Genomic DNA, 24,464 nt, shown 5'->3' on the forward strand with positions numbered 1-24,464 from the left:
CCCGATGTGAGCCGTGCAACCTGGCGGTTTGCGCCTAAGCTACTCGTGGGTAACATAATTGAGGGGGGCCGGGGCGGGCACGTACCGACCGGGCAACCCACTGCCACGCCGCCCGAGAGCATTTGGCAGTCTTGGCAGCGCGTGCACGTACCCCGCGTGCACGTACCGCATTCGGCGTCAACCGCAGCGACGCGGTGGCGTACGCGAACACGGGAGGTCGGCCACCGGCCATGAACATCGTCGTCTGCGTGAAGCAGGTCCCCGACACGGCGACCGAGCGCAAGCTGAGGTCCGATGACAATACGCTCGACCGCGACGCCGCCGACGGCGTCATCAACGAGCTGTGCGAATACGCGGTCGAGGAGGCACTGCGCCTGAAAGAGGCCCACGGCGGTGAGGTGACCGTCCTCACCATGGGCCCCGCCAAGGCGAGCGACACCATCCGCAAGGCTCTGGCCATGGGCGCCGACAAGGCCGTCCACCTGGTGGACGACGCGCTGCACGGCTCGGACGCCCTGGGCACCTCACACGCCCTGGCACAGACCCTCAAGAAGATCGGTTTCGATCTGGTCGTGCTCGGCTCGGAGTCGACGGACGCCCGCACAGGCGTCCTCGCCGCGATGCTGGCCGAGCGCCTCGGCGTGCCGCAGCTCACCTTCGCCAACCAGGTGCAGGTCGACGGGAGCGCCATCTCCATCCAGCGCGTCACCGACTACGGCTATGACAAGGTCGAGGCCTCGCTGCCCGCCGTCGTCTCCGTCGTGGAGAAGATCAACGAGCCGCGCTACCCGTCCTTCAAGGGCATCATGGCCGCGAAGAAGAAGCCGGTCGAGAAGCTCGGCGTCGCCGACGCCGAGATCGACGCCTCCCAGGTGGGCCTGGCGAACTCCTGGAGCGAGGTCGCCGAGTTCGCGGTCGCCCCGCCTCGCGCGGCGGGCACGGTCGTCAAGGACGAGGGCGACGGTGGCGTGAAGGCCGCCGACTTCCTCGCGTCGAAGAAGTTCGTCTGAGAACGGGGGTTAGGTGAAATGTCCGAGATTCTCGTTCTGGTCGAACACGTCGAGGGCCAGGTCAAGAAGGTCACCCTTGAGCTGCTGACGCTCGCCAGGAAGCTGGGCACCCCGGCGGCGGTCTGGACGGGCGCGGGTTACTCTCCCGAGGCCAAGGCCAGGCTGGCCGAGTACGGCGCGGAGAAGATCTACGTGGCCGACTCCGCCGAGGTGAGCGACTACGTCGTGGCCCCCAAGGCGGAGCTGCTCGCCCACCTGGTGGGCGAGAAGTCGCCGGTCGCGGTGCTCGTCGCCGCGACGGCCGAGGCGAAGGAGATCGCCGGCCGACTCGCCATCAAGATCGACTCCGGTGTGCTCACCGACGTCGTCGGCATCGAGGACGGCCTGGTCGCCGACCAGTCCATCTTCGGCGGCGGCATCAACGTCCGCTCGCGCGTGACCAAGGGCATCCCGATCGTCGCGGTGCGCCCCAACGCCACTCCCGTCGAGGCCGCCGCGGGCGCGGGCGCCGAGGAGCACGTCACCTTCACCGTGTCCGACGCCGCCAAGGGCGCCAGGATCGTGGAGCGGGTCAAGGAGGAGAAGGGCGCTCGCCCGGAGCTCACCGAGGCCGCGATCGTGGTCTCCGGTGGCCGGGGCGTCGGCTCCGCGGAGAAGTTCTCCATCATCGAGGAGCTGGCCGACTCGCTCGGCGCGGCCGTCGGCGCCTCCCGCGCCGCCACCGACGCCGGCTGGTACCCGCACCAGTTCCAGGTCGGCCAGACCGGCAAGACCGTCTCGCCGCAGCTGTACATCGCGGCGGGCATCTCCGGGGCGATCCAGCACCGGGCCGGCATGCAGACCGCGAAGACGATCGTCGCGATCAACAAGGACCCCGAGGCGCCGATCTTCGAGCTCGCCGACTACGGCGTCGTGGGCGACCTGCACCAGATCGTCCCGCAGCTGACCGAGGAGGTCACCAAGCGCAAGTGACCCGCTCGGGTCACCCGCGTACGACAGGCAGGAAGACGGGAGGGGCACCGCACGTCGCGTGCGGTGCCCCTCGGCGAGTTCAGGCCGCCATGGACAGCTCGCGCCTGGGGGTCTCCAGCGCGACGGTGACCGCGCGGGAGCGGGGCAGGAACCACGCCGCGACGGCGATCAGGACGCCGAGCACCACGGCGATGCCGAGGCCCACCCTGAGCGTGACCAGATCGGAGAGGAAACCGATGATCACTGGGCCGAGCAGCAGTCCCGCGTAGCCCATCGCACCGGTCTGGGCGATGGCGGGTCCGGGATCGCCGGTCGCGCCGCCCGCCAGGGACATCGCCATCGGCGAGACCGTCGCCACGGCCACGCCCACGAACAGCATCGCCGACAGGGCGATCGGCGCCGTGGGGGCCGTGATGACCACGGCGAAGGTCGCGGCGGTGGCCAGACCCGAGGCGACCATCATGCCGCGGGCCCCGAAGCGGATCCGGACCCGGTCGCCGGTGAGACGTCCGGCGAGCATGCCCGCCTCGAAGATCGGATAGCCCAGGGCGGCGAGCGCCTCCGGCGCACCCAGCACGTTGCGCAGGTACAGGCCGTTCCAGTCGGCGACCGTACCCTCCACCATGAACGCGCAGAAGGCGATCACGCCGAGGAGGTAGACCACCGGAGGCATCCGGCGCCTCGCCGTGCTCCGGCCCTCGGCCGAGTGGCCCGAGGTCGCCGGAGGGTCGGGCAGGTAGGAGCGGCTGACGAAGGCCGTCACGGGGAGCGCGAGCAGCGCGACCAGGGCGAGGTGGACCGTGAACGAGAGTCCCGCCATGATTGCCACGGTGCCCAGCAGGCCCGCCGAGATCGCCCCCACGCACCAGCCGGCGTGCATGCCGTTCATCAGCGGACGGTCGTAGGCGCGCTCGACCGCCGAACCCTGCGCGTTCATCGCGACGTCCACCGCGCCGAACGCCATGCCGAACAGGCCGCTCGCGACCAGGGCGAGGGGGAACGAAGGCGCCACCGCGAGCAGCGCCAGGGTGATCGCGGTCAGGGGAGCCGCGACCCGCAGGATGCTCCGGCTGCCGAAGCGTGCCATCACCCCGCGCATCGACTGCATGGTGATGAGCGCTCCCAGCCCCCACACGAGGAGGGTGACGCCCACCGACGCCTCGGACAGGCCGAGTTTGTCGGAGAGCGCCGGAATGCGAACGGTCATCGATCCGCACAGCAGCCCGGCGAGCACGAATGTGAGAACCGCCCCGGTTCGGGCCGCTCTCAGGTCGCGGGTCATGACTTAATCCCTTCAATAAATGTTTTGACAAACCGGGGAGCGGGCATGCCGAAGACGGTCGCTTTCGCACGCGAAAGCGACCACCAATCTTTAAGGGCCTACCTGCTCGGGTGAATGATCGGAACGGATGCCCACCGGCCGGCGCGTCACGGCGCCAGGATGATCAGGTGAGCGGGGGTGCTCAGGCGGGCAACAGGGCGAGAAGGCGCTGTTTCAGCCCTTCGAAGTGCTCGGCGTCGTAGAGATCGGGGTCGTGGCTCGCCACGTCCCACAGTCCCTCGCAGGCCAGGCGCACGATCTGCGCGGCCCCCGGGTCGGGCTCGCGGTCGAGCCCCTCGCGGTGCCATCGGGCCATCGCCACCCGCAGCGGCGCCAGAAGATAGAGATTGCCGGAGGCTCCCGTCACCACGGCCCAGCGCCGCAGCCTGCCGCTCTGCACGGCGGCGAACGTGGCCGCCAGATAGTTCTTGGTGTAGGTGTCGTGCCCCTGCGCCGCGATGAGCTCGTCGAACTCCTCGATCAGCCGCTCGACCATGCCCTTGATCAGGGCTTCCTTCGTGCCGAAGTGATAGAGCAGACCGCCCTTGCTGCATCCGGCGCGCTCGGCGACGGTCGCCAGGGTGAGCGCCTGAGAGCCCTGGTCGCAGAGCAGATTCTCTGCCGCGTCCAACAGCTCTTCCCGTCTCATGGCGGTTACTGTACCGTCTGGACGGTTTAGTGGTCAACTCGGGGATCGGGTCCCGGGCGGGCGCGGATACCCTTGGAAGGTTGACAGCGAGTGGGGGAGGGGAATGCGGTCGTGAAGCCCGCCTATCTCGATCACGCGGCGACCACGCCGATGCTTCCCGAGGCGATCGAGGCGATGACAGCCCAATTCGGCCGGGTCGGCAATGCGTCGTCCCTGCACGCCGCCGGCCGCCGCACCCGCCAGGTCGTCGAGGAGTCGAGGGAGACCATCGCCGCCGCGCTCGGCGCCAGGCCCAGCGAGGTCGTCTTCACGGCGGGCGGCACCGAGGCCGACAACCTCGCCGTGAAGGGCCTGTACTGGGCCCGTCGCGCCGGGGGCGCCGACAGGATCCTGATCAGCGCGGTGGAACACCACGCCGCCCTGGACCCCGCGCACTGGCTGAGCGATCACCAGGGCGCGACCGTCGAACTGCTCGACGTCGACGAGTTCGGCCGGGTGCACCCGCAGACCCTCCGCGACGCCATCGAGCGTGACCCGGCGAGCGTCGCCCTGGTCAGCGTGATGTGGGCCAACAACGAGGTCGGCACCATCCAGCCGGTCCACGAGCTCGCCGCGATCGCCCGAGAGCACGGCATCCCCTTCCACACCGACGCGGTCCAGGCCGTCGGCCAGCTTCCCCTGGACTTCGCCGGCTCGGGGGTCGACGCTCTGACGATCTCCGGGCACAAGGTCGGCGGCCCGATGGGCGTCGGCGCCCTGCTGCTCGCCAGGGGCGTCGACCCGATGCCGGTGCTGCACGGCGGCGGCCAGGAGCGCGACATCCGCTCCGGCACGCTCGACGCCCCCTCCGTCGCCGGCTTCGCCACGGCGGTGCGGGCCGCGGTGGCCCGGCAGGCCGAGACCTCCGCCCGGCTGACCGGGCTCCGCGACGACCTCATCCGCAGGGTCCGCCAGGCGGTGCCCGGCGTGATCCTCAACGGCGACCCGGTGAGCCGCCTGCCCGGCAACGCCCACTTCTCCTTCCCCGGCTGCGAGGGCGACGCCCTGCTCATGCTGCTGGACGCCAAGGGCGTGGAGTGCTCGACCGGTTCGGCCTGCTCGGCCGGGGTGGCCCAGCCCTCCCACGTGCTGCTCGCGATGGGCGCCGACGGGGTGAGGGCGCGCGGCTCGCTGCGCTTCTCCCTGGGGCACACCTCGACCGAGGAGGACGTGGACCGGCTGATCGAGGTCATCGGCCTCGTCGTCGAGCGCGCCCGTCGTGCGGGGATGAGCTGATCCATGCCGTACGGGTGCCCGTCGTACGGACCGCGCGCCGAATCTCGGGCGGAAGCGGTTCGTGTTTCCGGGGCTCCCGGTCCCTCGGCCGGGCGCGAGCCGGATCATGGCCCGGGGGCCTCCTGATCCGACGGGGGTGGGCGCCCGACGCGGGTAGGCTCAAGAGGTTATGAGTCTTCGTGTGCTTGCCGCCATGTCCGGTGGCGTCGACTCCGCAGTGGCGGCCGCCCGCATCGCCGAGGCGGGCCATGACGTCACCGGTGTCCACCTCGCCCTCTCCGCCAACCCTCAGTCCTATCGGACCGGCGCCCGCGGGTGCTGTACGGTCGAGGACTCGCGAGACGCCCGCAGGGCCGCCGACGTGATCGGCATCCCCTTCTACATATGGGACATGGCCGAGCGGTTCCACCGAGACGTGGTCGAAGACTTCGTCAGCGAGTACGCCGCCGGGCGCACGCCCAACCCGTGCCTGCGCTGCAACGAGAAGATCAAGTTCGAGGCGGTGCTCGACCGGGCCCTCGCGCTGGGTTTCGACGCGGTGGCCACCGGGCACCACGCGCGGATCACGGACGGTGTCCTGAGCCGCAGCCCCGACCAGGGCAAGGACCAGTCGTACGTCCTGGGCGTGCTCACCAGGGAGCAGCTCTCTCACGCGATCTTCCCACTGGGTGACTCCACCAAGGCCCAGGTCCGCGAGGAGGCCGCGCGGCGTGGCCTCATGGTGGCCGACAAGCCCGACAGTCACGACATCTGTTTCATCGCCGACGGCGACACCCGAGGCTTCCTCGCCGACCGCCTCGGCGCGGAGCACGGCCCGATCGTCGACGAGTCCGGCGAGGTCGTGGGTGGCCACGAGGGTGCCTACGGCTTCACGATCGGCCAGCGCAAGGGCCTGCGCATCGACCGCCCGGCCCCCGACGGCCGCCCGCGCTACGTGCTCTCCATCGAGCCGGTCTCCAACACCGTCACCGTCGGCCCGCGTTCGTCCCTCCAGGTCACGGCCATCGTCGCGGAGCGGCCGGTCTGGAACGGCCCGGTGGACGAGCCGCGCGAGCCACTGGCCTGCACGGTCCAGCTCCGCGCCCACGGCGAGGTGTACGGCTGCCGTGCCCAGCTCTCCGGCGGGGAGGTCCACATCACGCTGGACGCCCCGGCCACCGGGGTCGCGGCGGGGCAGGCGGCCGTGCTGTATCTCGGCGACACCGTGATCGGCTCGGCCACCATCGCCTCGGCCTCCTGAGCGCGTTCTCCGGAGTGCGCTCTCCGAGCCCGTTCTCCGAGCCCGTTCTCCGAGCGCGTTCCCTGAGGGCGCGTTCTTCGATCCGCGTTCCGGGCCGTCGCGCGGGCGTGTCCTCGGCGGTCACGTCCTCGCGAGCCCGGCGTGCGGAACCGGCGCGGGTTCGCCTACCGGGCCGGCAGCGTCACGTCCCCGCGAGCCCGGTGGGAGAGCGGCTCTCCTGCCGAGGGATTCCTACGGCAGGGTGACCGACTCGCCGGGCTTGAGGCGGCGCATGTCGGCCTTCTGTTTGTCCGACTCCATCTCCAGCCACATGTCGACCAACCGGAGCCCGATGTCGTTGATCAGGCCGTCGTGGGTGGAGAAGGCGCGGGCCGGACGGACCTGGCGGAGATACTCGACCATCTCCGACGCCTTCATCCACGGCGCGTTGGTCGGCACCAGGAGCGTGGGCACCTCGACACCCGGAAGGGTGAACGCGTCGCCCGGGTAGAAGACCTCCTCGTCCACCAGGAAGCCGACGTTGCGCACGATCGGCAGGTCCGGGTGGTTGGGGGCGTGCCACTCACCGACGGCCTTCACTCCGAAACCGGCCGTGTCGAAGGCGTCGCCGTGCCGTACCACCTGGATCTTGGCGGGAACGTCGGTGAGCGTGGCGGCCACGCCCTCGTTCGTCCAGACCTCCAGGGACGGGTTGGCCTCGGCGGCCCGGCGCAGTCGGTCGGCGTCCACGTGGTCGAAGTGCTCATGGGTGATGAGCACGGCCTGTGCCCCGTCGAGCGCGGACTCCTCACTGAAGGAGCCCGGGTCGATCACGAGGACGGAGTCGTTCTTCTCCAGTCGGACACACGCGTGCCCGAATTTCGTGAGTCTCATCCCCTCACTCTATGAGGAGCCGAGATCACGGCCCCTCGGGGAGGGAGGACGAGACGCGCGCGGAGGGCTGCCGGGAAGACGGTGCCCCCCGCGCGGTCCGATCAGTTGATCACGGGCGGTGCGGTACCGCGGTCACCACCCCACACGTCCTCGTCCTCGGTGAGCCAGGTGGAGCGTTCGCGGTCCTGGTCTCCCTGGCCCGCCGCGCCACTCATCGGCATGAACGGCATGCCGCCCATGCCGCCACGGCCGTCGGCCCTCGGGCCGCCGACACCACCGACGCCTCCGAGACCGCCGCCGGCCCCGGTGGTGCCGCCGTTGCCGACCCAGGAACTCGGCCCCGCCGGACCGTTCTGGCCGAACGCGGTGGGACCCGCGCCTCCGCCACCGCCCCCGGTGTAGGGGGGCAGACCGGTTCCGGGGCCGAGCCCGGTTCCGGGACCGACTCCCGTGCCAGGACCGAGTCCGGTGCCGGTGCCGGGGCCGCCGGGCACTGTGGGCTCGAAACCGGCCAGTTTGGTGTTGCGAGGATCATTCGGATCCAAGCCCGCGCGCGGGTCGTTCGGGTTCGGAAGTGTCGGGTCGGTGTACCCGGGCGGAAGGTTGCCGTTGCCCGGCAGGCCCGTGCCGGGAACACCCGGACCGGGAACACCCGGACCGGGAGCACCCGTGCCTGGGAGACCCGTACCCGGAGCGCCCGCGCCGGGACCGCCGGGATAGGCCGGGATGGAGGGGTTGGAGACGCCGGGATAGTCGCTCCCACTCGGATAGCCGCTCCCCGGGCCTCCCGGATAACCGCCCGAGAAACCGGGCAGCCCTCCGACGCCGCCCCCGCCGTAGCCGCCGGGTATGCCACCGCCCCCGGCGTAACCCCCACCTCCCGGGTAGCCTCCCAGGCCGCCGGGGTAGTTCTGGTTGGTGAGCGCGGGGTCGACCGCGCCGCTCAGCTGGGGCAGGTCCTTCTCCACGGTCGCGGGAATGCGGTCGTAGAGGTTGACCAGCTCCTGGTTGAGGGCCATCAGGTCCTCGCGGGCGAAGTCGTTCGTCGACTTGTTGGTGAAGAGGTACGTGTTACCGACCTTCCCGACGGCGATGTCGTCTCCCGGAAGGAAGTCGACCCCGTCGAGGAACCCCATCGAGGGCCTGCTGTTGGCGTACTCGATGTACTTGGGAAGGACCTCCCTGCCGTAGTGGGTCAGTGGTGGCCCGAGCTGGCCGCAGCGGGTGGACAGCTCGTTGACCGTCTTGTGGACCAGTTGGAGCGCGTTCTGCGCCTCGATCGAGGCGTCACCGCTCCAGACCTGGGCGAGTTCTCCGGCGATCTGCCGGATGAGGGTGTGGCTGGCGCGCAGTGTGGACGCGGCGGAACTGTAGGCGTGGCCCGCGTCCTCGATGGCCCGCGGGTTGGTGTTCTGCAACATCATCTTGATCTCTTCGGCGCTGTAGCCGCTGTAGTGGCCACGGCTGCCGATCCCAGGGGGGCCCTCACCGTCGAACTTGATGTGGTGAAGCGCGTGGTCGTTGCCCATCGCCTCAGCTCGCCTTGTTCGTGGTGCTGGCCTGCTCGGCGTCCTGGTAGTTGTAGGCGGCGACGCGCAGCAACTCGATCGCGGCCCGGTATTTGACGATGGTGTCCTGGTAGACCGTGCCGACCTTCATGTGGGCCTTGCCCGCGGTCCTGGCGACGTCCTTGGCGGTGTCCCAGGTGCCGAAGTGGGCCTCGGTCAGGTTGGTCATGGCCCGCATGTCCTGCAGGGCGCCCTCGTTCGAGCCCTCAAGGCGCGCGACGTCCTCCTCAAGGGCCTTGAGGAGCTGCTTGATCCGGTCGCGCTTGATCTCGACGGCCGGGCGGTCCTTGTCGAGGCCCGGCCAGGGGGGCGCGACTCTGTCTTCGGGAGGTAACATGCCTCTCTCCCCGTTACTGAAGGGGCCGCGGCAGCGCCGCGACCCGGTTGGTTCTCCCCGGTGACGTGGGTCGCGGCAGCGCCGTGACCCGCCCCGTTCGTGGGGTCAGCGTGGGGTCAGCGTCCGTCGAACATCGTGACGTTGACCTTCTCGGTCGTCGCGAAGTTCTCCCTGCCGATCTCGATGACGCCACCGAGACGCTGGAGCAGTGCGGCCATCCGGCCGGACGCGGCGTCCCACTGGGCGCGGGCGCCGTAGTAGGCCGTGCGGGCGTCGCCCTCCCAGTCGCCGAGCAACCGGTCGAGGTCCCCTTCCAGGTTCTGGAGGGTCCCTTCCAACATCTGCCACTGCCGCGCGAAGTCCGCGGCAGAGCGGTCCATCTGGCCGAAGTCGACAAGAGTGCGGTCAAAGTCGCTAGCCATGGTGATCCCCGTTTCTGAGCTGTCAGCTGTTGATGTCGGCCCCGAGCCGCTGCGAGACGGCGGTCTGGTTCTCCTGGGCCGTCTCGTAGTTCTTCTGGATGTTCTTGAGCTTGATCGACAGGCCCTCAAGCTCGCGCAGGATGTTGGTCATCTCGGTGCTCCAGGCGTTGAACACGCCGTCGAAGGAGACCGCGGACTGGCCGTCCCAGCCGGAGCGCAGCTCGCCCCTGTGGCCCTCGAGCTGGGTTTTGATCTGGTTGATCGTGCCCTTGGCGTCGTCGGTCTTCTGTGACGCTTCGCCAAGCCGCGAATGGTACGCGGTGGTCCTCTGAACCACGTGACACCTCCATGGTGTTCGACTGACATGGGTCTTTCGATCATTACAAAGTGGACAACCATCGCATCTCTCACCTGTAACGAACAGATGTACCGTTGGTAACGGGGATCACGGTTGTCCCACGGGCACCGGGACTCCCGCCGCCGTCCGGCTGAGCGCGGGTCCCTGCGGGATCAGATGCACGATGTGCGCCGGCAGCGGCGCGACGTCCGCCGCCGTGTAGCCGAGGCTCGCCAGCGACTCCGTCGCGGTGATCGCGTGCCGTCGCCCCTGGTCGCTGACGAGGAAGACCGAGGTGACCGCGTCCAGCCTGCCGTTCCCCGGCAGCACGCCCACCAGCGACGCGGTGCCCGGTGGGAGCACGACCTGGTCCACCGAGTCCTGGTCGAAGCGGCCCGCCGGCGGCGCGGGAATGCGCGTGGTGCTGCCGACGGTGAGCCGCGCCCGCGTCGATCCGCGCTCGGTCTCGGCGTAGACCGCGCACACCGGCGAGGCGGGATCGGGGGCGATGACCCGGGGCATGGTGGCGGGAAGCCCCGCGGGATCGAAGCGGGTGGCCGAGCGCCGCATCCCGTTCGCGGTCGCGGCGTCGATCTCCACGGCGCGCACCGGCGCCCTGCCGTACGCCCTCTTGCTCGCCGGGTCCTGGAGCAGGAGTTCGGCCTGGGCGGGGGTGAGCGCGGCCAGGCCGTCGGGGAGCAGGACGTACCACTTGGCGGTGTCCCCCGACGTGGCCCGCACGGTGTAGATCCGGCCCGCGGCGGAGCGCCCCCCGTCGGGGCCACGCATCACCCTGCCGCGGGCCGCGAGCGCCGGGGCGCTGAAGTCGGGGCCGATGGGCAGCGCGTTGAGCCAGGCCGCGGGGACCTGCCGGGGCTGCTCCTCGGTCAGCGCCCGCAGGCTCTTCTGCGGCACCCGCATCCGCCGGTCCGACCAGAGCAGCCAGGTCTGCGAACCCTCCTGCACGACCATCGCGGTGTCCTGCCCGAGCGGGGTGCCGCCGACCGCGAAGCCGCCGACGAGCGAGGTGTGCGGGGTAGGCGTCCCCGCGGTGTCCACGCCCTCGACCACGCAGGCCGACCAGGGGGCGCGGACGAGCCGCTCGCGGGGCGGCAGCGACTCGGGGGCGCCGGGAATGCCGACCAGGAGCCCACGGGGGAAGCTCGCGAGTGATGCCGTGGTAACCGTGCGGACCTTCACCCCCTGCCCGCCGCCGAGCAGCAGCCTGGCCGAGGTCACGTTGGCGACCGGGATCATCTGCCCCCGCGTCGCGCTGTAGACGAAGGTCGCGCCCGACTCCTCCTCGACGATCACCGTCCCCGGCTCGGTGAGCGCGGTGGCGCCGCCGGGGCGCAGCAGCCCGTAGACGCCGAACGCCACCGCCACCAGCACCGCGACCAGGATGCCGCAGAACGTCGCGACGTTCTGCCTGCGCATCGGCGACTCCGGCACGTCGGGCTCGCCCTGGAGCAGGGCCATGCCCAGGCGCTGGGTCATCAGCTTGTGCGCCTGATAGAGATCACGACGGGTCTGCATCCCACCTCCGCCTCGCCGGGTGCGCGGTCGCCGACAGCATAGAAGCGTGATCGACGATCAGTGCAAAGGGCGCGAATGGTGAACGGTGCTGGTATCTGGCGTTTACCACTGTCGGCGAGCTCGCGGTCGGGATGCGCTACCGCCGGTCAGCCCGACAAACCCCTGATGGCCGCGTACACGTCCATCACCCCGAGCGCGAGCGGGATCAGGGCGAGGATCAGGCAGAACTCCAGGATGTCCCCGGCGCGACCCCAGAACGGGGAGGGCCGCCGCTGGGGGAGGAGGAGCGCCATCCCGCCCGCCACCGCCGTCGCGCACACCAGGCCGATCGTGACCGCCGGAGCCGAGCCGGGCGTGGTGAACGCCACGCCCAGGATGAGTGCGAGCAGCCCGGTCAGCCCCGAGCCGAGCAGCCAGAGACGCTGACCGGTCCCCTGGAAGACGCGGGCGCGCATCAGCAGTGCGAGCGAGAGCGTGACCAGCGTCGCGGGGGCGGTCCACCCGCTCGCGGTGAGCAGGGCGGGCAGCGTGCCCAGTGCCACCAGGGCGACGCCCGCGGTGAGGCCGGTCGCGAACCGTTCGGCCTCCGTCGCGCGGCGCCGGATGTCCGCGCCGTCGATGTCGTCGGTGTCGGCGCGCAACTCCTCGGCGTTGGCGGGCAGCGCGGGCAGCGGGAGCCGCGCCAGCCGGAAGGACGTCGTCGGGATGAGCGGTGCGCAGGCGAGGGTCACCGCGGCGGCCACCGCGGCCACACCGGCGGCGGGCGCCCCGGTGAACATGACGATCGCCGAACAGATCGTCCCGATGACCGCGGCCAGTCCGACGCCGAAGAAGTTGGGCAGGCCCTCGGCGACGACCCAGCCGGTCACGGTGGCGACCAGCGCGGTCACCGCGAACCCGGCGAGCAGGTTGGGCGCTCCGAAGGCGGCGGAGCCGGCGGGGGGAGCGGGCGCGCAGGCCCCGGCGAGGAAGGCGTGGGGCAGCGCGGTGTAGCCGATGATCGCGCCGGCACGTCCGTCGCCCAGGGCTCTGGAGAGCGCGGCGCCCGCCACGACGGCGAGGATCGCGCACGCTCCGGCGAAGGCGACGACCGGGCCCCAGGGAGGGCCGCTCACCGCGAGCACCACGGCCGCGGCGACCATCGACAGCGCCGCGGTGCCCAGCCCCACGCCCCTGGTGTGCGCGGGCCGCCAGCGCCCGGTCCTTTCCTTGACGCCGGTCGCCACGGTGTCGGCGACGTCGTCGAAGACCGCCTCGGGCAGCTGGGACGAGCGGGGCAGCAGGTAGAGGACCTCGCCGTCCCTGATGCCCAGCTCGTTCAGGCCCGCGCCAGAGGGCATGGGTGCCGCGCCGATCCGCTGGAGTCCCCATCCTCCGACCGGCGCGACCTCCTCGGCGCTCTCGCCGGTGGCGGCGAGCAGGTCGGGCAGCAGATGGGAGAGGGGGAGGTCCGAGGGCACCGCCAGGTCGACCCGGCGGCGCGGGGTGACGACGGTGATGCGGCACAGGGAGATTGCGGTCACCTGGTTCACAGGGCGCATGCTAGCCACCTCCGCGATCATCCGGCACCCGGCGGGGTGGTGAGCTACCGGAATGCGGGCCAGTGCTCCGGCCTTCAGGCCGGAGGCGAAGGCTCGCGCGGGAGTGCCCGCTAGGGTGCGAGCGTGCCCTGACCTGAGTGGTTTCGCCGTCAGATCAGGGGCGATGCGGTAATGTGTTCGAGTCGCCGCCGGGCGGGCGGAGACGCTAAACGACTGTGGAGGCCCGGTAAGACCACCGCTCGCGGTGGCTCAGGTCGACGAAGCAGGAAGCCTCAGAGGTGCCGCGTGAACGCGCGGCGCGGGCTGAATCCCCGGCCTTCAGGCAGGGGAGCGCGTCAAGGTGATCCGGACTGCACGATATTTGCTTAACTCACATCGGGGGCGAAGTGGGCATAGTGGTCGTCCGGCGTCCCGAGCGGCGCCCACCTCCGGCACCACCGCGGGGCGAGATCCTCCTGGAGTCGCCGCCGGAGATCCCGGAGACCACCTCGGCGGGGTTCACGCAGGTGCTCATGTACCTGCCGATGGTGGCGGGCGGCGCCGCGATGGGGCTGATGTTCGCCGGGGGCGGCGGCGGAAACCCGATCATGTACGTGGCGAGCGGCATGTTCGCGCTCTCCATGGTCGGTATGACCGTCGGTCAGATGGGCAGGGCGGGCGGGGAGCGCAAGCAGCGGATCAACGGCCAGCGCCGCGACTACTTCCGCTACCTGTCCCAGACCCGCGCCAAGGTGAGGCGCGCGGCCGCCAGGCAGCGCGAGGCGCTCGACTGGAACGGCCCCGCCCCCGACGCCCTCTGGGCGATCGCGCTGAGCGCCCGCCTGTGGGAGCGGCGCCCCTCGGACGCCGACTTCGGCGCCGTCAGGGTGGGCACCGGCTCCCAGCGCCTCGCGATCCAGCTCATACCACCGGAGTCCAAGCCGGTCGAGGACCTGGACGCCATGTCCGCCGGGGCGCTGCGCCGCTTCGTCCGAGCCCATTCGACGGTGGCCGACCTGCCCATCGCCATCTCCCTGCACTCCTTCGCCAGGGTGAGGCTCACCGGTCCCGAGGCGGCCGTCCGCGACATGGTCAGGGCGCTCGTCGGCCAGCTCGCCGTCTTCCACTCGCCGGACGAGCTCAGGATCGCGGTGTGCGCGTCCAGGGAGTGGATGGCCCACTGGGAGTGGGTCAAGTGGCTCCCGCACGCCCTCCACCCGCACGAGACCGACGCGGCGGGGCCCGTCCGCCTCATGACCGAGGACCTGGGCGAGCTGGACAGGCTGCTGGGCGCCGACTTCAAGAACCGGGCACGGTTCAAGCCGGGCATCTCCCCCGACGCGCTCCCGTACCACATCGTGATCATCGACGGCGGGCACGTCCCGCAGGACTCCCCGCTGGGCGCGGACGCGATCGAGGGGGTCACCCTCATCGACCTCGACGGCACCACCACGCCGGCGGGCGAGAAGACGATGCTCAGGCTGCGCGTCACCGAGGACCTGTTCAGCCGGGTCACCACCGACCAGGCGGGCAAGGAGGTCGTCACCCCGCTCGGCAGGCCCGACAGGTTCTCGTACCTGCAGGCGGACGGGCTCGCCAGGCGGCTCGCCCCGCTGCGCGGCTCACCGGCCGGAGCCGGGGGCGGCGACGCGCTCGCCGCCGACACCACGCTGGCCGAGCTGCTGGGACTCGGCGACCCCGCGGGGCTGGACCCGGCGCTGCTCTGGCGTCCCAGGGCGCCGCGCAACCGGCTGCGGGTGCCGATCGGCGTCGGTACCGACGGGCGCCCGGTCGAGCTGGACATCAAGGAGTCCGCGCAGGGCGGCATGGGCCCGCACGGCCTCGTCATCGGCGCCACCGGCTCGGGAAAGAGCGAGCTGCTGCGCACGCTGGTGCTCGGACTGGCCGTCGCGCACTCGTCGGAGGTCCTGAACTTCGTGCTCGTCGACTTCAAGGGCGGCGCGACCTTCCTGGGCATGGACTCCCTGCCGCACGTCTCGGCCGTCATCACCAACCTCGCCGACGAGCTGCCGCTCGTCGACCGCATGCACGCCGCCCTGCACGGCGAGATGGTACGGCGCCAGGAACTGCTCCGCGCCGCGGGAAACTACGCCTCGCTGCGCGACTACGAGCAGGCCAGGGAGCAGGGGGCCGACCTGAGCCCGATGCCCACGCTCTTCGTGGTGCTGGACGAGTTCAGCGAGCTTCTGTCGGCCAAGCCCGAGTTCATCGAGCTCTTCGTGATGATCGGCCGCCTCGGCAGGTCCCTGGGGGTTCACCTGCTGCTGGCCTCGCAGCGGCTGGAGGAGGGCAGGCTGCGCGGCCTGGACACCCACCTGTCGTACCGGATCGGCCTGCGGACCTTCTCGGCGATGGAGAGCAGGGTGGTCCTCGGCGTGACCGACGCCTACGAGCTGCCCTCGGCGCCGGGCAACGCCTTCCTGAAGTTCGACACCACGGGGATGGTCCGTTTCAAGGCCGCGTACGTCTCCGGGCCCTACACCCCCGAGCGACGGGTCGTGCGGCGCGAGCGCGCCGAGGGGCGGCAGATCGTCCCCTACGGTCCCGCCTACATCGCGCCTCCCCTCCAGGCCGAGCCGGAGGAGGAACCGGAGAGCGTCGCCACGGGGCGCGACACGCTGCTCGACGTCGTGGTCCGCAGGCTGGGCGGGCAGGGTCCGCCCGCGCACCGGATCTGGCTGCCGCCGCTGGCCGAGCCGCCCTCGCTGGACCAGCTCCTGCCGCCGCTGTCCGTCACCCCGCGGCACGGGCTGACGACCGCGCACTGGCAGGGGCGCGGAGGGCTGCACGCGCTGCTCGGCGTCGTCGACCGCCCCTTCGAGCAGCGGCGCGACCCGTACTGGCTCGACCTGTCGGGTGCCGCCGGGCATCTGGCCGTGGCAGGGGGGCCGCAGAGCGGCAAGAGCACCGTGCTTCGTACGCTGATCGCCGGTCTCGCCCTCACCCACACCCCCGCCGAGGTGCAGTTCTACTGCCTGGACTTCGGCGGCGGCGCGCTCGCCTCGCTGGAGGGCCTGCCGCACGTCGGCGGGGTGGCCAACCGGATGGACACCGACCGGGTCCGCCGTACCGTCGCCGAGGTCACCGCGCTGCTCGCGCGGCGGGAGCGGGAGTTCGCCGAGCTGGGCGTCGACTCGATCGCCGCCTACCGGCGCCTGCTCGCCGCGGGGACCGTGGATCCCGGCGGTTTCGGGGACGTGTTCCTCGTGGTCGACGGCTGGCTCACGGTCCGCCAGGAGTTCGAGTCGCTGGAGCCCACGATCACCGAGCTGGCCGCCCGAGGTCTCGGCTACGGCATCCACGTGGTCGCCGCGACCAACAAGTGGTCGGAGTTCCGGCCCTCCATCCGCGACCTGTTCGGTTCCCGGGTGGAGCTGAGGCTGGGTGACGCCTACGAGTCGGAGGTGAACCGCAGGACCGCGATGGCCGTTCCCGAGGGCGTGCCGGGGCGCGGCCTCACCCGCGAGGGCCTGCACTTCCTGAGCGCGCTGCCCCGCGTCGACGGCGGCGACCAGAGCGAGGACCTGCCCACCGCCACCCGGGCGATGGTCGAGTCCGTCGCCGCCGCCTGGCAGGGTCCACCCGCTCCCAGGGTGCGGCTGCTGCCCGCCGTCCTGGCGCCCGAGAGCCTGCCGGGCCCCGAGGAGACCGGTGCGCGCATCCCGCTGGGCATCGACGAGAGCACCCTCTCGCCGGTGCTCGCCGACTTCGACGCGGATCCGCACCTGGTCGTGATCGGCGACAACGAGAGCGGCAAGTCCAACCTGCTGCGCCTGGTGGCCGAGGGGGTCGTGGCCCGCCACGAGCCCTCGAAGGCCCGCCTCGTCGTGATCGACTACCGCCGCTCGCTACTGGACGCCGCCTACACCGAGCACCGCATCGGGTACGCGGCCTCCTCGACGGCCGCCACCGAGTTCATCGGCGAGCTCAGGGATTCGCTGATCAAGCGGCTCCCCCCGGCGAACCTCTCGCCGGAGGAACTGCGTTCGCGCGGCTGGTGGAAGGGGGCGGACATCTACATCGTCGTCGACGACTACGACGTGGTGGCCTCGGGCGCCAACCCGCTCGGCGGGCTGCTCGATCTGCTGCCCCAGGCCCGCGACATCGGCCTGCACCTGGTGCTGGCCCGCGCGATGGGCGGCGCGGGACGCGCCATGTTCGACCCGGTGCTCCAGCGGCTCAAGGACATGGCCACCCCGGCCGTGATGATGTCGGGCCACAAGGACGAGGGCGTGCTGTTCGGGGTGCGTCCCCACGCGCTGCCGCCGGGACGCGCCTATCTCTCCGACCGGAGGAACGGTGTGCGCCTCATCCAGACCGCGTTCGTCTCACAGCCCGATACGGATAAGTGAACGGGAAGAAACAAAGGAGAACATTCCGCGTAACATCTCGCGTAACAATGGATGAATAGTTTCACCCCGAAAACGTGCGTAACGTTCAGGGGGCTCTCTTGTCATTTCCTCCGGAGCCGACGGATATCAGTCCGGCCGATCTGAAAAGACGTAAGGAAGACTTTCACACCGAGAGCGACGAGCTCGCCACGGCCTTCGCCAAGGCGATGGCCGACCTCGACGCCCTGGGCGCCTTCTGGGGCAACGACGAGGTCGGCCGGAAGTTCGCGGGTGCCGCGGGCGGCACCGGCTACCTCGCCGCCCGCGACGAGGCGAAGAGCCATGTCGAGGGCATCGGGAACGGCTACCGCAAGATCGGCGACAACCTGGGTCTGGTCGGCGAGAACGTCACCGGGGCCAACTGGGCGACGGTCGGGGAGATGGTCAAGGCGGTCGTCGGCCCCGAGATCAGTGCTCCCGGCGGCAAGGCCGAGCTCGAATGAGCGGCCTGGGCCTGCCCGCGGGTCCCCTGGGGGCGGTGGGGGCGTTCGCCAAGGCCAACCCGGTCAAGACCGCGATGGGGGCGGGCTCCCTCGGGGCCGCCGCGTTCGTCACGTCCATGCTCGGCGTGGGCTGGCCGGAAGGTGATCCGGACAAGCTACGCACGGCAGCGGATATCTGGGACAACCTTGCCAACACCATCGAAGGCTCCGGCACCGACGCGAACGGTGTCGCCGAGCAGGTCTGGAAGAACAACGGCGGCGCGGCCGTGCGGGAGTTCAGCACGCTGTGGACCGGCACCTTCCGGCCCTATCCCGGTGAGGTCGCCACGTTCTGCCGGGCGATCGCGAAAGCCTGCCGCGACTACGCCCAGGCCGTGGAGATCACCCGGTACGTGCTGATCGTGCTCGCCGTCCAGGCGTGGATGAACATGGTCTACACGGTGGCCTGGGGCTGGGCCACGGCGGGCATCGGGGCGGCCGTGCAGAAGCAGATCATGGACAGGTTCTTCAAGGGGCGCGCGATCCTGCAGATGAAGATCTTCAAGATCAGTGTCGAGAAGATCATCTATAACTCGTTCTACTACCTGGGTGACAGCGTGGGCTACGCGGGCGGCCAGCAGGTGCTGCAGTGGAGCATCTTCGAGCTCGCCGGGGTGAAGAAGGACCTCACCGGCAACGACGTCACCGGAGAGGGTGAGAACACCAAGCAGTTCGGCCGGGGCTTCGTCAGCAACATGGCCTTCAACGCCGCCTTCGACCTGACCAAGATCGGCCCATGGGGCAGGGCGTTCCCCAACGACGCGGCGGGCAACCTGATGTCCCGGCTGGTGGGCTCGGGGACGTACACCGTGGCGGACAACACGGTCCAGGGGGATCCCGCCCTCCCAACCTGGGAGCAGTGGGTCTCCAAGGTGATCGTGCACGGCTCCCGCGCGGCCAAGCCACCGGCCTGAGCGGGGCCGTAGCCTCGTCGGGCCTCGTTCGGGCATCGCCGTGGCCCCGCCGCGTTTCGGTCGGACCTGCGGTGGTCCCGCTGGTTTCGACCGCGGTTCGGTCGGACCTGCCATGGTCCCGCCGCGGTTCGGCCATGGCTCTGCCGTGGCCCCGCCACGGTCCGGCCGGACCTGCCCTGGTCCCCTCATGGATCCGGCCCCGGACAAAGCCCGGGGCCGGATCCACGACCAGGGTGAACCGGGGCCGACCGGTCACCTGGTCAGAGGGGTTGGTTCCTGAAGGGGTCCTCCAGGAGGGAGTTCAGCAGCGCGCCGCTCTGTTCGGCCGCGTCCCTGACGGCCTCGCCCGAGGCCTCCAGGATCGCCTCCGCGAGGGCCTCGGAGCCCAGGCGGAGAGCACGCGGGTCGATGCGGAGGGCGGCCAGCGCGCCGCTGGCCAGCACCTCCACCGACACGTGGCCGTCGGCCGCCCGGCCGTGGCCCCTGGCGTCGGCCAGGCTCCGGCCGACCTCCTCCATCCGGGTCGTCTGCTCCCCGATCACCGTGAGGAGCCGGTCCGCCTCCGGATCCCCGGTCGGCGAGTACGGTTCGTCGGACATGCCCGGCATGCTCTCCCGCTGGCCGCGCATTACCGGCAGTTCCCCCAGTCGACGGAGGCGGAGCCGGCGGATCCACCGCCGCCGAAGCGCACGCACTTGCCCTGGGCGGAGACGATGATCGGGCCGATGTAGTACTCGTGGCTGCCTCGTTCGGTCTTGGCCCGGCTGCCCTGGACCTCAAGGGTGGCCCAGAGCGGGGACGCGACCCCCACGTTCTCGTTCTTCAGGGTGACCACGCAGGTGTTCTTCGTGGCGGCGTTGAAGAGCTGGTAGACCGTCCCGCCCGTGAACGGGGACTGCCGCTGCACGACGAAGCCCGGCCCGCAGACCTTCTCCGGCGTGTGGGGGTTGGCGCGCCGCGCCGGCGCGGACGACGAAGGACTCGGGGGCGAGAACGTCCACGAGGGCCTGGCCGTCTGGGAGGGCCTGAACGTCCACGAGGGCCGTGCCGTGTGCGAGGGCTTCCGGGACGGCGGGGTCGGGGACGACGTCGGCCTCGCGGCCGGATGGGTCGGCGTGAGGGTGGGGGTCGCCTGGGGCGCGGTCGGCGTCGGTTCGGGGGTGCCGGGCGGGGCCGGGGTGGGGGTGGGGCTCGGCTCAGGGGTCGGCGTTCCGGTCGGGGGTCCCTCCGGCTCGACGGTCAACGACGGGGTCGGTGTCGGCGCCGGGGTCGGCTGGGCCGCGGGGGCGGACGTCTCCGCCTCCGAGGGCAGTCCGGCCGTGGGGCTCGGCACCCCGGGCACGTTCGGAGCCTCGGTGAGCGGCGCCGTCGGCACGGGCGGAGGGTTGGTGTACATGCCGATGTCCGGCACCTGAGGCGGCTCGGCGGGGGCGTCGCTCGGCAGTTGCAGCGGCCCCACCTCGGCGACCTCGGGCTCTGGCGTCGTACCCCAGGGTACGGTCACCTTGCCCGAGGGGTTCTCGCCGGTGTTCTGTACGGGGTCCTGCCCCTGCGGCTCGTTCCGTGACCGGTCCACCAGCCCGAGCGAGACCTCGGGGAGCGCGCCGTCGGCGGAGGCCCGCTGCTCGCTCAGGGCGGTGTACCGTCCGGCGGCCCAGATCCCGAGCCCGGAGAGCAGGACGATCACACCGACGCAGGCGGCGAGCGCCATCGAGAAGTTGCCCGTCCTCGGACGGTCCTTGACCGCCTTCGCGGGTGCCGGGTCCGAGGCTCCGGGAGCGGCCGACGCGACCTGGGGAAGCTGCGGAGCTCCCCAGACCGACGTCGCGGGCTCCACCTGTCGCGGTGCGGCGGCACCGGGAACCTTCTCGCCCCGTGATGAGTCGTCTTCCCCCGTGATCCCCGTGCCCGGCCGCGCCCCCACACCGATACCCGGTGCCCCGATCTCCGTTCCGATGTCCGAGGCGGTGCCGGGGACGCCGGGGAGCCCCAGGACGCCGGAGACAGGGCCGGGAGGAGGGGGGGTCGCGGGACCGGTGGCGATGTCGGGGAGGGGAGCCGGCGCGTCCGGGACCTCCGGCTCGCCCAGCAGGCGCAGCATGGCGGCCTTGGCGTCCGGGCGCTCCCGAGCCCGCCCGTCCAGGCAGGAGGCGAGGAGTGGCCTCAGCTCCGCGGGCACGCCGGTCAGGTCCGCGTGTCCTTCCAGGACCTTCTCGGGAAGCCCGCCGAAGGGCGGCCGCCCGGTCGCGGCGTGGACGACCGTGGCCGCCCAGGCGAAGAGGTCGGCGGGCTTGCTCGCCTCCGGCGCGGAGGTGGCCTCCTCGCGAATGTGCTCGGGGGCCCGGTAGTCCGGCTCCCGCTCGCCCGTGACGGGTTCGAGCCCGATGTCGAAGACGCGGGGACCGTCCGGGCCGAGCAGCACGGTGTCGGGGGTGAGGGACCCGTGGGCGAGGCCGGACAGGTGGAGGGCGGTCAGCGCGGTGAGCGTGCCGGCGGCGAACCGCTCCAGCGCGTCCCCGGTGAGCGGCCCGCCCTCGGCCACCGCCTGCCGCAGCGTGGGTCCCTCGATGTGCTCGCGGACCACGTACGGGCGGTCGTCGAACCAGCCGACCTCCAGCAGTCTCGCGGCGTGGGCTCCGGACGCGCGCTTGGCGGCGTGCAGTTCGTTGGTGATCCGCTCCCGTGTCCGGGGGGCGGGGGCCCCGGGTTCGGCGGGGAGGAGGCGGATGACGCGGATGATGTCGTCGTCGGGAAGATGTCCCAGGTAGGCGGCGTGTCCTGGATCCTGGGCGAGCCGGCCGACCAGGATGTACACACCGATGCGCTTGGGATCTTCAGCCAGTAATGGGTACAAATGCCCCATTGCATTCCTTTCAGCACAGCTGTCAATAAAGCCGCTTTAAGCTAATCGGGCACCATCCAACCAAATTTGTCGCACCAGATCGTATTTTTAGTCCTGTTCGTTACGTTTGATGGTCAATGGTTCCTGGTCGCCAACCCCTGCGGCGCCCCATCGGTATCGCGATGCCCGCCACGGTGACCAGAACGCCGACGACGAGCGCTCCCAGCGCGACCCAGATCGAGATCGAGATTGCCCGGGAATCCTCGGGAGGCGCGGGCCGCACCACGTTCCCCGGCAGCGGGGCGGCGAGGCGCGGCGCGAGCGCCACCTGCTCGGACGGCAGGATCGCCGAGACCGCCAGCAGCGGGTTGACCATCCCCGCCCCGGTGCCCGCCCCCGCGCCGCCGTCGGCGGTCAACTCGACGCGCCGCCGCACCCGCACGTTGTCCAGTCCAGGGTGGCGGGCCCGGACCAGCGCGACCACCCCGGCCACATACGGGGCGGCGAAGCTGGTCCCCTCCAGGTCCTCGCGGTAGGTCCGCCCTGCCCAGGTGCTCGTCACGTTCCGGCCAGGAGCCAGGACGGAGACGGGGGTGACGGCGTTGGAGGAGTCGGCCCTCGCGCCGTCGGGACCGGCGGCCCCGACCGAGAGGACCCCCTCGTAGGCGGCCGGGTAGGCGGGCGCGGGGGTGCCGTCCTCCTTCTGCACGTTGCCGGCCGCGGCCACCACGACCGCGTCCATGGCGAGGGCGTAGGCGACCGCGTCGCGCAGGTCGGCCTGGTCGCCCGCCTGGACCGACACGTTGATCACGTCGGCGCCCAGTTCGGCGGCCCGCACGATGGCCGCGGCCAGCCGGCCCACGTCGCCGGTACCGTCCGAGGTCTGCTTGATGGAGATCAGCTTCGCCTGCGGCGCGACCCCGGTGAAGGGCACCCCCTTCATCTCGGCCGCCGCGATGATGCCCGCCACCGCGGTGCCGTGGCCGAGACAGTCGCGGGCACCGGTCGCGGTCAGGTCGATCGACCTGACCCTCCTCAACTGGGGATGCCTGGTGTCCACCCCGCTGTCGACGACCGCGACGGTCACCCCGGCCCCCTTGGTCAGCTCCCACACCTCGGGGAGGCTGAGCCTGCGCTGGGCCCAGGACTCCCCGATGCTGGTCGTGCCGCGCCGGGGGTTGCACCTGGCGGGCGCGGACGTCCCCGAGGTTCCCGCCCCGCCCCTCGCCGTCGAAGCACCCCCCGCGGTCGCCGTACCCGCGCTGCCCGCCGAGGCCGTCCCCGCTGTCGAGGTGGTCCGCACCGCGGTCTCCGCCTCCGTACCCTTGGCCTCCGTACCCTTCGCCACGGCCGGTGGCGCGGCGACCGCCGCCAGCACCAGCACCGTGACGAGCATCCGACCGATCACGAAACGCCCCCAGAACGAACCAGCACGAACGGCCCCCCGAGCGAAACGGCCCCGCACCGAGACGCTTCTGGAGCGATAAGGCCCCAGAAAAGGGTGAATACCGGGCAGCACCCTACTCAGCTTGATCGCACGCCGTCACGGTGCGGCGGGATCGCCACGGCCGGAGGCGCGATCCGGCGGCCATAGGCTGGCCTGGGCGGGGGAGCCGAGCAGGCGCCGGTGGGTTCCCGCCCACGTCCCCACGCGAAACCAGGAGCAGTCTTGAGCCAGTACCCATGGGGCGAGGCCACCGCGACCGGCATCGGGTCGCATCCGGGTGAGGATCACGCCGAGGCGGTCAGGGTCGCCTTCGGGGAGTCACCCGCGCTGCCGTACCTGCCGGAACTCCCGGCCCGCGGTGTCGGCGCCGACATGATCGGGCGCACCGCGTCACTCCTGCTGGACCTGCCCGTCGAGGTGCAGCCGTCCGGCTGGCGGTTCGCCGACCGGCCGGGGCGCGACTTCAAGCGCGCCCGCGACCATCTCGTACGCGACCTCGACGGACTGGAGGAGGTGGCCCAGGGATACGAGGGGCCCTTCAAGATCCAGGTGTGCGGGCCGTGGACGCTGGCGGGGGCGATCGAGCTTCGGTACGGCGACAAGACGCTCGCCGACCCGGGGGCGGTGCGCGACCTGGTGGAATCCCTGGCGGAAGGGCTCGCCGCGCACGTCGCCGACGTGCGCGGCAGGGTGCCGGGCGCCTCGCGGATCGTGGTGCAGATCGACGAGCCCGGGCTGCCCGGCGTCCTGCGGGGTACGGTGCCGACGGCCTCGGGCTTCGGGCGGCTCGCCGCCGTCGACCGCCAGATCGTCGCCGACCGGCTCGGGGCGGTGCTCCCCGCGGAGACGTTCACGGTCGTGCACTGCTGCGCACCCGGCGTGCCCTTCGGGGTCCTGCGCACGGCGGGCGTGGGAGGGGTCTCGCTGGACGCCCACCTCATGAGGAGACGCGACGAGGACGCGATCGGCGAGACCGTCGAGGCCGGGACCGCCCTGTTCCTCGGTGTCGTACCGGGCGTGGACTCCGCGATCCCGGACGTCGGCGCGGTCGCCGAACCCGCCGTCGGGCTCTGGCACCGCCTCGGCTTCCCCTCCTCGACCCTCGCCTCGCAGGTCGTGCTCACCCCCGCCTGCGGGCTGGCCGGGGCCTCGCCCGCCTACGCCAGGGCGGCCCTGGCCACCTGCCGCAAGGCCGCCGCCGTGCTGCGGGACGACCCCGGCGAGTGATCTCGCGCGGGCGCCCGGACGGGAGCGGCGCGGGCTTGTCCAACTCGGAGCAATGACGGGGTCGCGTTGTCGGTGCCCGA

Annotated in this window: 20 protein-coding genes; 8 read left to right on the forward strand and 12 right to left on the reverse strand. The window is 71.5% G+C overall.

The window, feature by feature from the left end:
• The first annotated feature begins 230 nt into the window (after window positions 1-230).
• Entirely contained in the window at window positions 231-1,010 is a 780-nt protein-coding gene (locus ABZ664_RS13090) for an electron transfer flavoprotein subunit beta/FixA family protein (protein WP_362507640.1), read from the forward strand.
• Window positions 1,011-1,028: 18 nt separating this feature from the next.
• Window positions 1,029-1,982, forward strand: a complete 954-nt coding sequence (locus ABZ664_RS13095; protein WP_362507643.1) for an electron transfer flavoprotein subunit alpha/FixB family protein — start codon at window positions 1,029-1,031, stop codon at window positions 1,980-1,982.
• A 79-nt stretch (window positions 1,983-2,061) separates the two neighbouring features.
• Here ABZ664_RS13095 and ABZ664_RS13100 read toward each other — a convergent pair whose 3' ends face one another.
• Both ABZ664_RS13100 and ABZ664_RS13105 read right to left on the reverse strand, forming a co-directional pair.
• Window positions 2,062-3,264 (reverse strand): MFS transporter, encoded by a 1,203-nt coding sequence (locus tag ABZ664_RS13100; protein WP_362507646.1) that lies wholly within the window; start codon window positions 3,262-3,264, stop codon window positions 2,062-2,064.
• Window positions 3,265-3,445: 181 nt separating this feature from the next.
• Window positions 3,446-3,952, reverse strand: coding sequence for a TetR/AcrR family transcriptional regulator (locus ABZ664_RS13105; RefSeq protein WP_362507649.1), 507 nt, complete (start codon window positions 3,950-3,952; stop codon window positions 3,446-3,448).
• A gap of 111 nt (window positions 3,953-4,063) precedes the next feature.
• On the opposite strand from ABZ664_RS13105, the gene ABZ664_RS13110 reads away from it, so the two are divergent.
• Window positions 4,064-5,227, forward strand: a complete 1,164-nt coding sequence (locus ABZ664_RS13110; protein ID WP_362507652.1) for a cysteine desulfurase family protein — start codon at window positions 4,064-4,066, stop codon at window positions 5,225-5,227.
• A 169-nt stretch (window positions 5,228-5,396) separates the two neighbouring features.
• The gene (gene mnmA / locus ABZ664_RS13115) at window positions 5,397-6,467 is read left to right on the forward strand and encodes a tRNA 2-thiouridine(34) synthase MnmA (RefSeq protein ID WP_362507655.1); all 1,071 of its coding nucleotides are present in this window, start codon (window positions 5,397-5,399) and stop codon (window positions 6,465-6,467) included.
• A gap of 231 nt (window positions 6,468-6,698) precedes the next feature.
• Here mnmA and ABZ664_RS13120 read toward each other — a convergent pair whose 3' ends face one another.
• The 7 genes from ABZ664_RS13120 to eccD all read right to left on the reverse strand — a co-directional run bounded on the left by ABZ664_RS13120 (window position 6,699) and on the right by eccD (window position 13,072).
• On the reverse strand, window positions 6,699-7,340 hold the full coding sequence (locus ABZ664_RS13120; RefSeq protein WP_362507658.1) for an MBL fold metallo-hydrolase: 642 nt from the start codon (window positions 7,338-7,340) through the stop codon (window positions 6,699-6,701).
• Between the two features lie 101 nt (window positions 7,341-7,441).
• Window positions 7,442-8,869, reverse strand: a complete 1,428-nt coding sequence (locus ABZ664_RS13125; RefSeq protein ID WP_362507661.1) for a WXG100 family type VII secretion target — start codon at window positions 8,867-8,869, stop codon at window positions 7,442-7,444.
• A gap of 4 nt (window positions 8,870-8,873) precedes the next feature.
• Window positions 8,874-9,245, reverse strand: coding sequence for a hypothetical protein (locus tag ABZ664_RS13130; protein WP_362507664.1), 372 nt, complete (start codon window positions 9,243-9,245; stop codon window positions 8,874-8,876).
• 116 nt (window positions 9,246-9,361) lie between these two features.
• Window positions 9,362-9,667, reverse strand: a complete 306-nt coding sequence (locus tag ABZ664_RS13135; protein ID WP_362507667.1) for a WXG100 family type VII secretion target — start codon at window positions 9,665-9,667, stop codon at window positions 9,362-9,364.
• A gap of 22 nt (window positions 9,668-9,689) precedes the next feature.
• Complete coding sequence (locus ABZ664_RS13140; RefSeq protein WP_362507670.1) at window positions 9,690-10,004, reverse strand: WXG100 family type VII secretion target; 315 nt, start codon at window positions 10,002-10,004, stop codon at window positions 9,690-9,692.
• A 108-nt stretch (window positions 10,005-10,112) separates the two neighbouring features.
• Window positions 10,113-11,540 carry a type VII secretion protein EccB gene (gene eccB, locus ABZ664_RS13145; protein ID WP_362507673.1) on the reverse strand — a complete coding sequence of 476 codons (1,428 nt, stop codon included), beginning with the start codon at window positions 11,538-11,540 and terminating at the stop codon, window positions 10,113-10,115.
• 146 nt (window positions 11,541-11,686) lie between these two features.
• Window positions 11,687-13,072: a type VII secretion integral membrane protein EccD gene (eccD, locus tag ABZ664_RS13150; protein ID WP_362507675.1), complete on the reverse strand. Its 1,386-nt coding sequence runs from the start codon at window positions 13,070-13,072 to the stop codon at window positions 11,687-11,689.
• Window positions 13,073-13,467: 395 nt separating this feature from the next.
• Here eccD and eccCa point away from each other — a divergent pair, with 395 nt between their 5' ends.
• The 3 genes from eccCa to ABZ664_RS13165 all read left to right on the forward strand — a co-directional run bounded on the left by eccCa (window position 13,468) and on the right by ABZ664_RS13165 (window position 18,868).
• Complete coding sequence (eccCa, locus tag ABZ664_RS13155) at window positions 13,468-17,433, forward strand: type VII secretion protein EccCa (RefSeq protein WP_362507678.1); 3,966 nt, start codon at window positions 13,468-13,470, stop codon at window positions 17,431-17,433.
• Window positions 17,434-17,531: 98 nt separating this feature from the next.
• Window positions 17,532-17,915 carry a hypothetical protein gene (locus ABZ664_RS13160; protein WP_362507681.1) on the forward strand — a complete coding sequence of 128 codons (384 nt, stop codon included), beginning with the start codon at window positions 17,532-17,534 and terminating at the stop codon, window positions 17,913-17,915.
• Window positions 17,912-18,868, forward strand: coding sequence for a hypothetical protein (locus ABZ664_RS13165; protein ID WP_362507684.1), 957 nt, complete (start codon window positions 17,912-17,914; stop codon window positions 18,866-18,868). The genes ABZ664_RS13160 and ABZ664_RS13165 overlap by 4 nt, the downstream gene beginning before the upstream one ends.
• 260 nt (window positions 18,869-19,128) lie before the next feature.
• Here the strand turns inward: ABZ664_RS13165 and ABZ664_RS13170 are convergent, their stop codons facing one another.
• From ABZ664_RS13170 to ABZ664_RS13180, 3 genes are all read right to left on the reverse strand, one after another.
• Window positions 19,129-19,467: a YbaB/EbfC family nucleoid-associated protein gene (locus tag ABZ664_RS13170; RefSeq protein WP_362507687.1), complete on the reverse strand. Its 339-nt coding sequence runs from the start codon at window positions 19,465-19,467 to the stop codon at window positions 19,129-19,131.
• A gap of 29 nt (window positions 19,468-19,496) precedes the next feature.
• The gene (locus ABZ664_RS13175) at window positions 19,497-21,731 is read right to left on the reverse strand and encodes a serine/threonine protein kinase (protein ID WP_362507690.1); all 2,235 of its coding nucleotides are present in this window, start codon (window positions 21,729-21,731) and stop codon (window positions 19,497-19,499) included.
• 100 nt (window positions 21,732-21,831) lie between these two features.
• The gene (locus ABZ664_RS13180) at window positions 21,832-23,118 is read right to left on the reverse strand and encodes a S8 family serine peptidase (protein ID WP_362507693.1); all 1,287 of its coding nucleotides are present in this window, start codon (window positions 23,116-23,118) and stop codon (window positions 21,832-21,834) included.
• A 261-nt stretch (window positions 23,119-23,379) separates the two neighbouring features.
• On the opposite strand from ABZ664_RS13180, the gene ABZ664_RS13185 reads away from it, so the two are divergent.
• Window positions 23,380-24,384, forward strand: a complete 1,005-nt coding sequence (locus ABZ664_RS13185) for a methionine synthase (protein WP_362507696.1) — start codon at window positions 23,380-23,382, stop codon at window positions 24,382-24,384.
• Window positions 24,385-24,464 lie beyond the last annotated feature (80 nt).

This window comes from Streptosporangium sp. NPDC006930, assembly GCF_040635605.1.
GTDB lineage: Bacteria > Actinomycetota > Actinomycetes > Streptosporangiales > Streptosporangiaceae > Streptosporangium.

Bases quoted from the DNA above. Each gene is read 5' to 3' on its own strand.
- ABZ664_RS13090 (WP_362507640.1), top strand. From the start codon at position 231: ATGAACATCGTCGTCTGCGTGAAGCAGGTCCCCGACACGGCGACCGAG.
- ABZ664_RS13095 (WP_362507643.1), top strand. From the start codon at position 1,029: ATGTCCGAGATTCTCGTTCTGGTCGAACACGTCGAGGGCCAGGTCAAG.
- ABZ664_RS13100 (WP_362507646.1), bottom strand. From the start codon at position 3,264: ATGACCCGCGACCTGAGAGCGGCCCGAACCGGGGCGGTTCTCACATTC.
- ABZ664_RS13105 (WP_362507649.1), bottom strand. From the start codon at position 3,952: ATGAGACGGGAAGAGCTGTTGGACGCGGCAGAGAATCTGCTCTGCGAC.
- mnmA (WP_362507655.1), top strand. From the start codon at position 5,397: ATGAGTCTTCGTGTGCTTGCCGCCATGTCCGGTGGCGTCGACTCCGCA.
- ABZ664_RS13120 (WP_362507658.1), bottom strand. From the start codon at position 7,340: ATGAGACTCACGAAATTCGGGCACGCGTGTGTCCGACTGGAGAAGAAC.
- ABZ664_RS13125 (WP_362507661.1), bottom strand. From the start codon at position 8,869: ATGGGCAACGACCACGCGCTTCACCACATCAAGTTCGACGGTGAGGGC.
- ABZ664_RS13130 (WP_362507664.1), bottom strand. From the start codon at position 9,245: ATGTTACCTCCCGAAGACAGAGTCGCGCCCCCCTGGCCGGGCCTCGAC.
- ABZ664_RS13135 (WP_362507667.1), bottom strand. From the start codon at position 9,667: ATGGCTAGCGACTTTGACCGCACTCTTGTCGACTTCGGCCAGATGGAC.
- eccB (WP_362507673.1), bottom strand. From the start codon at position 11,540: ATGCAGACCCGTCGTGATCTCTATCAGGCGCACAAGCTGATGACCCAG.
- ABZ664_RS13165 (WP_362507684.1), top strand. From the start codon at position 17,912: ATGAGCGGCCTGGGCCTGCCCGCGGGTCCCCTGGGGGCGGTGGGGGCG.
- ABZ664_RS13170 (WP_362507687.1), bottom strand. From the start codon at position 19,467: ATGTCCGACGAACCGTACTCGCCGACCGGGGATCCGGAGGCGGACCGG.
- ABZ664_RS13175 (WP_362507690.1), bottom strand. From the start codon at position 21,731: ATGGGGCATTTGTACCCATTACTGGCTGAAGATCCCAAGCGCATCGGT.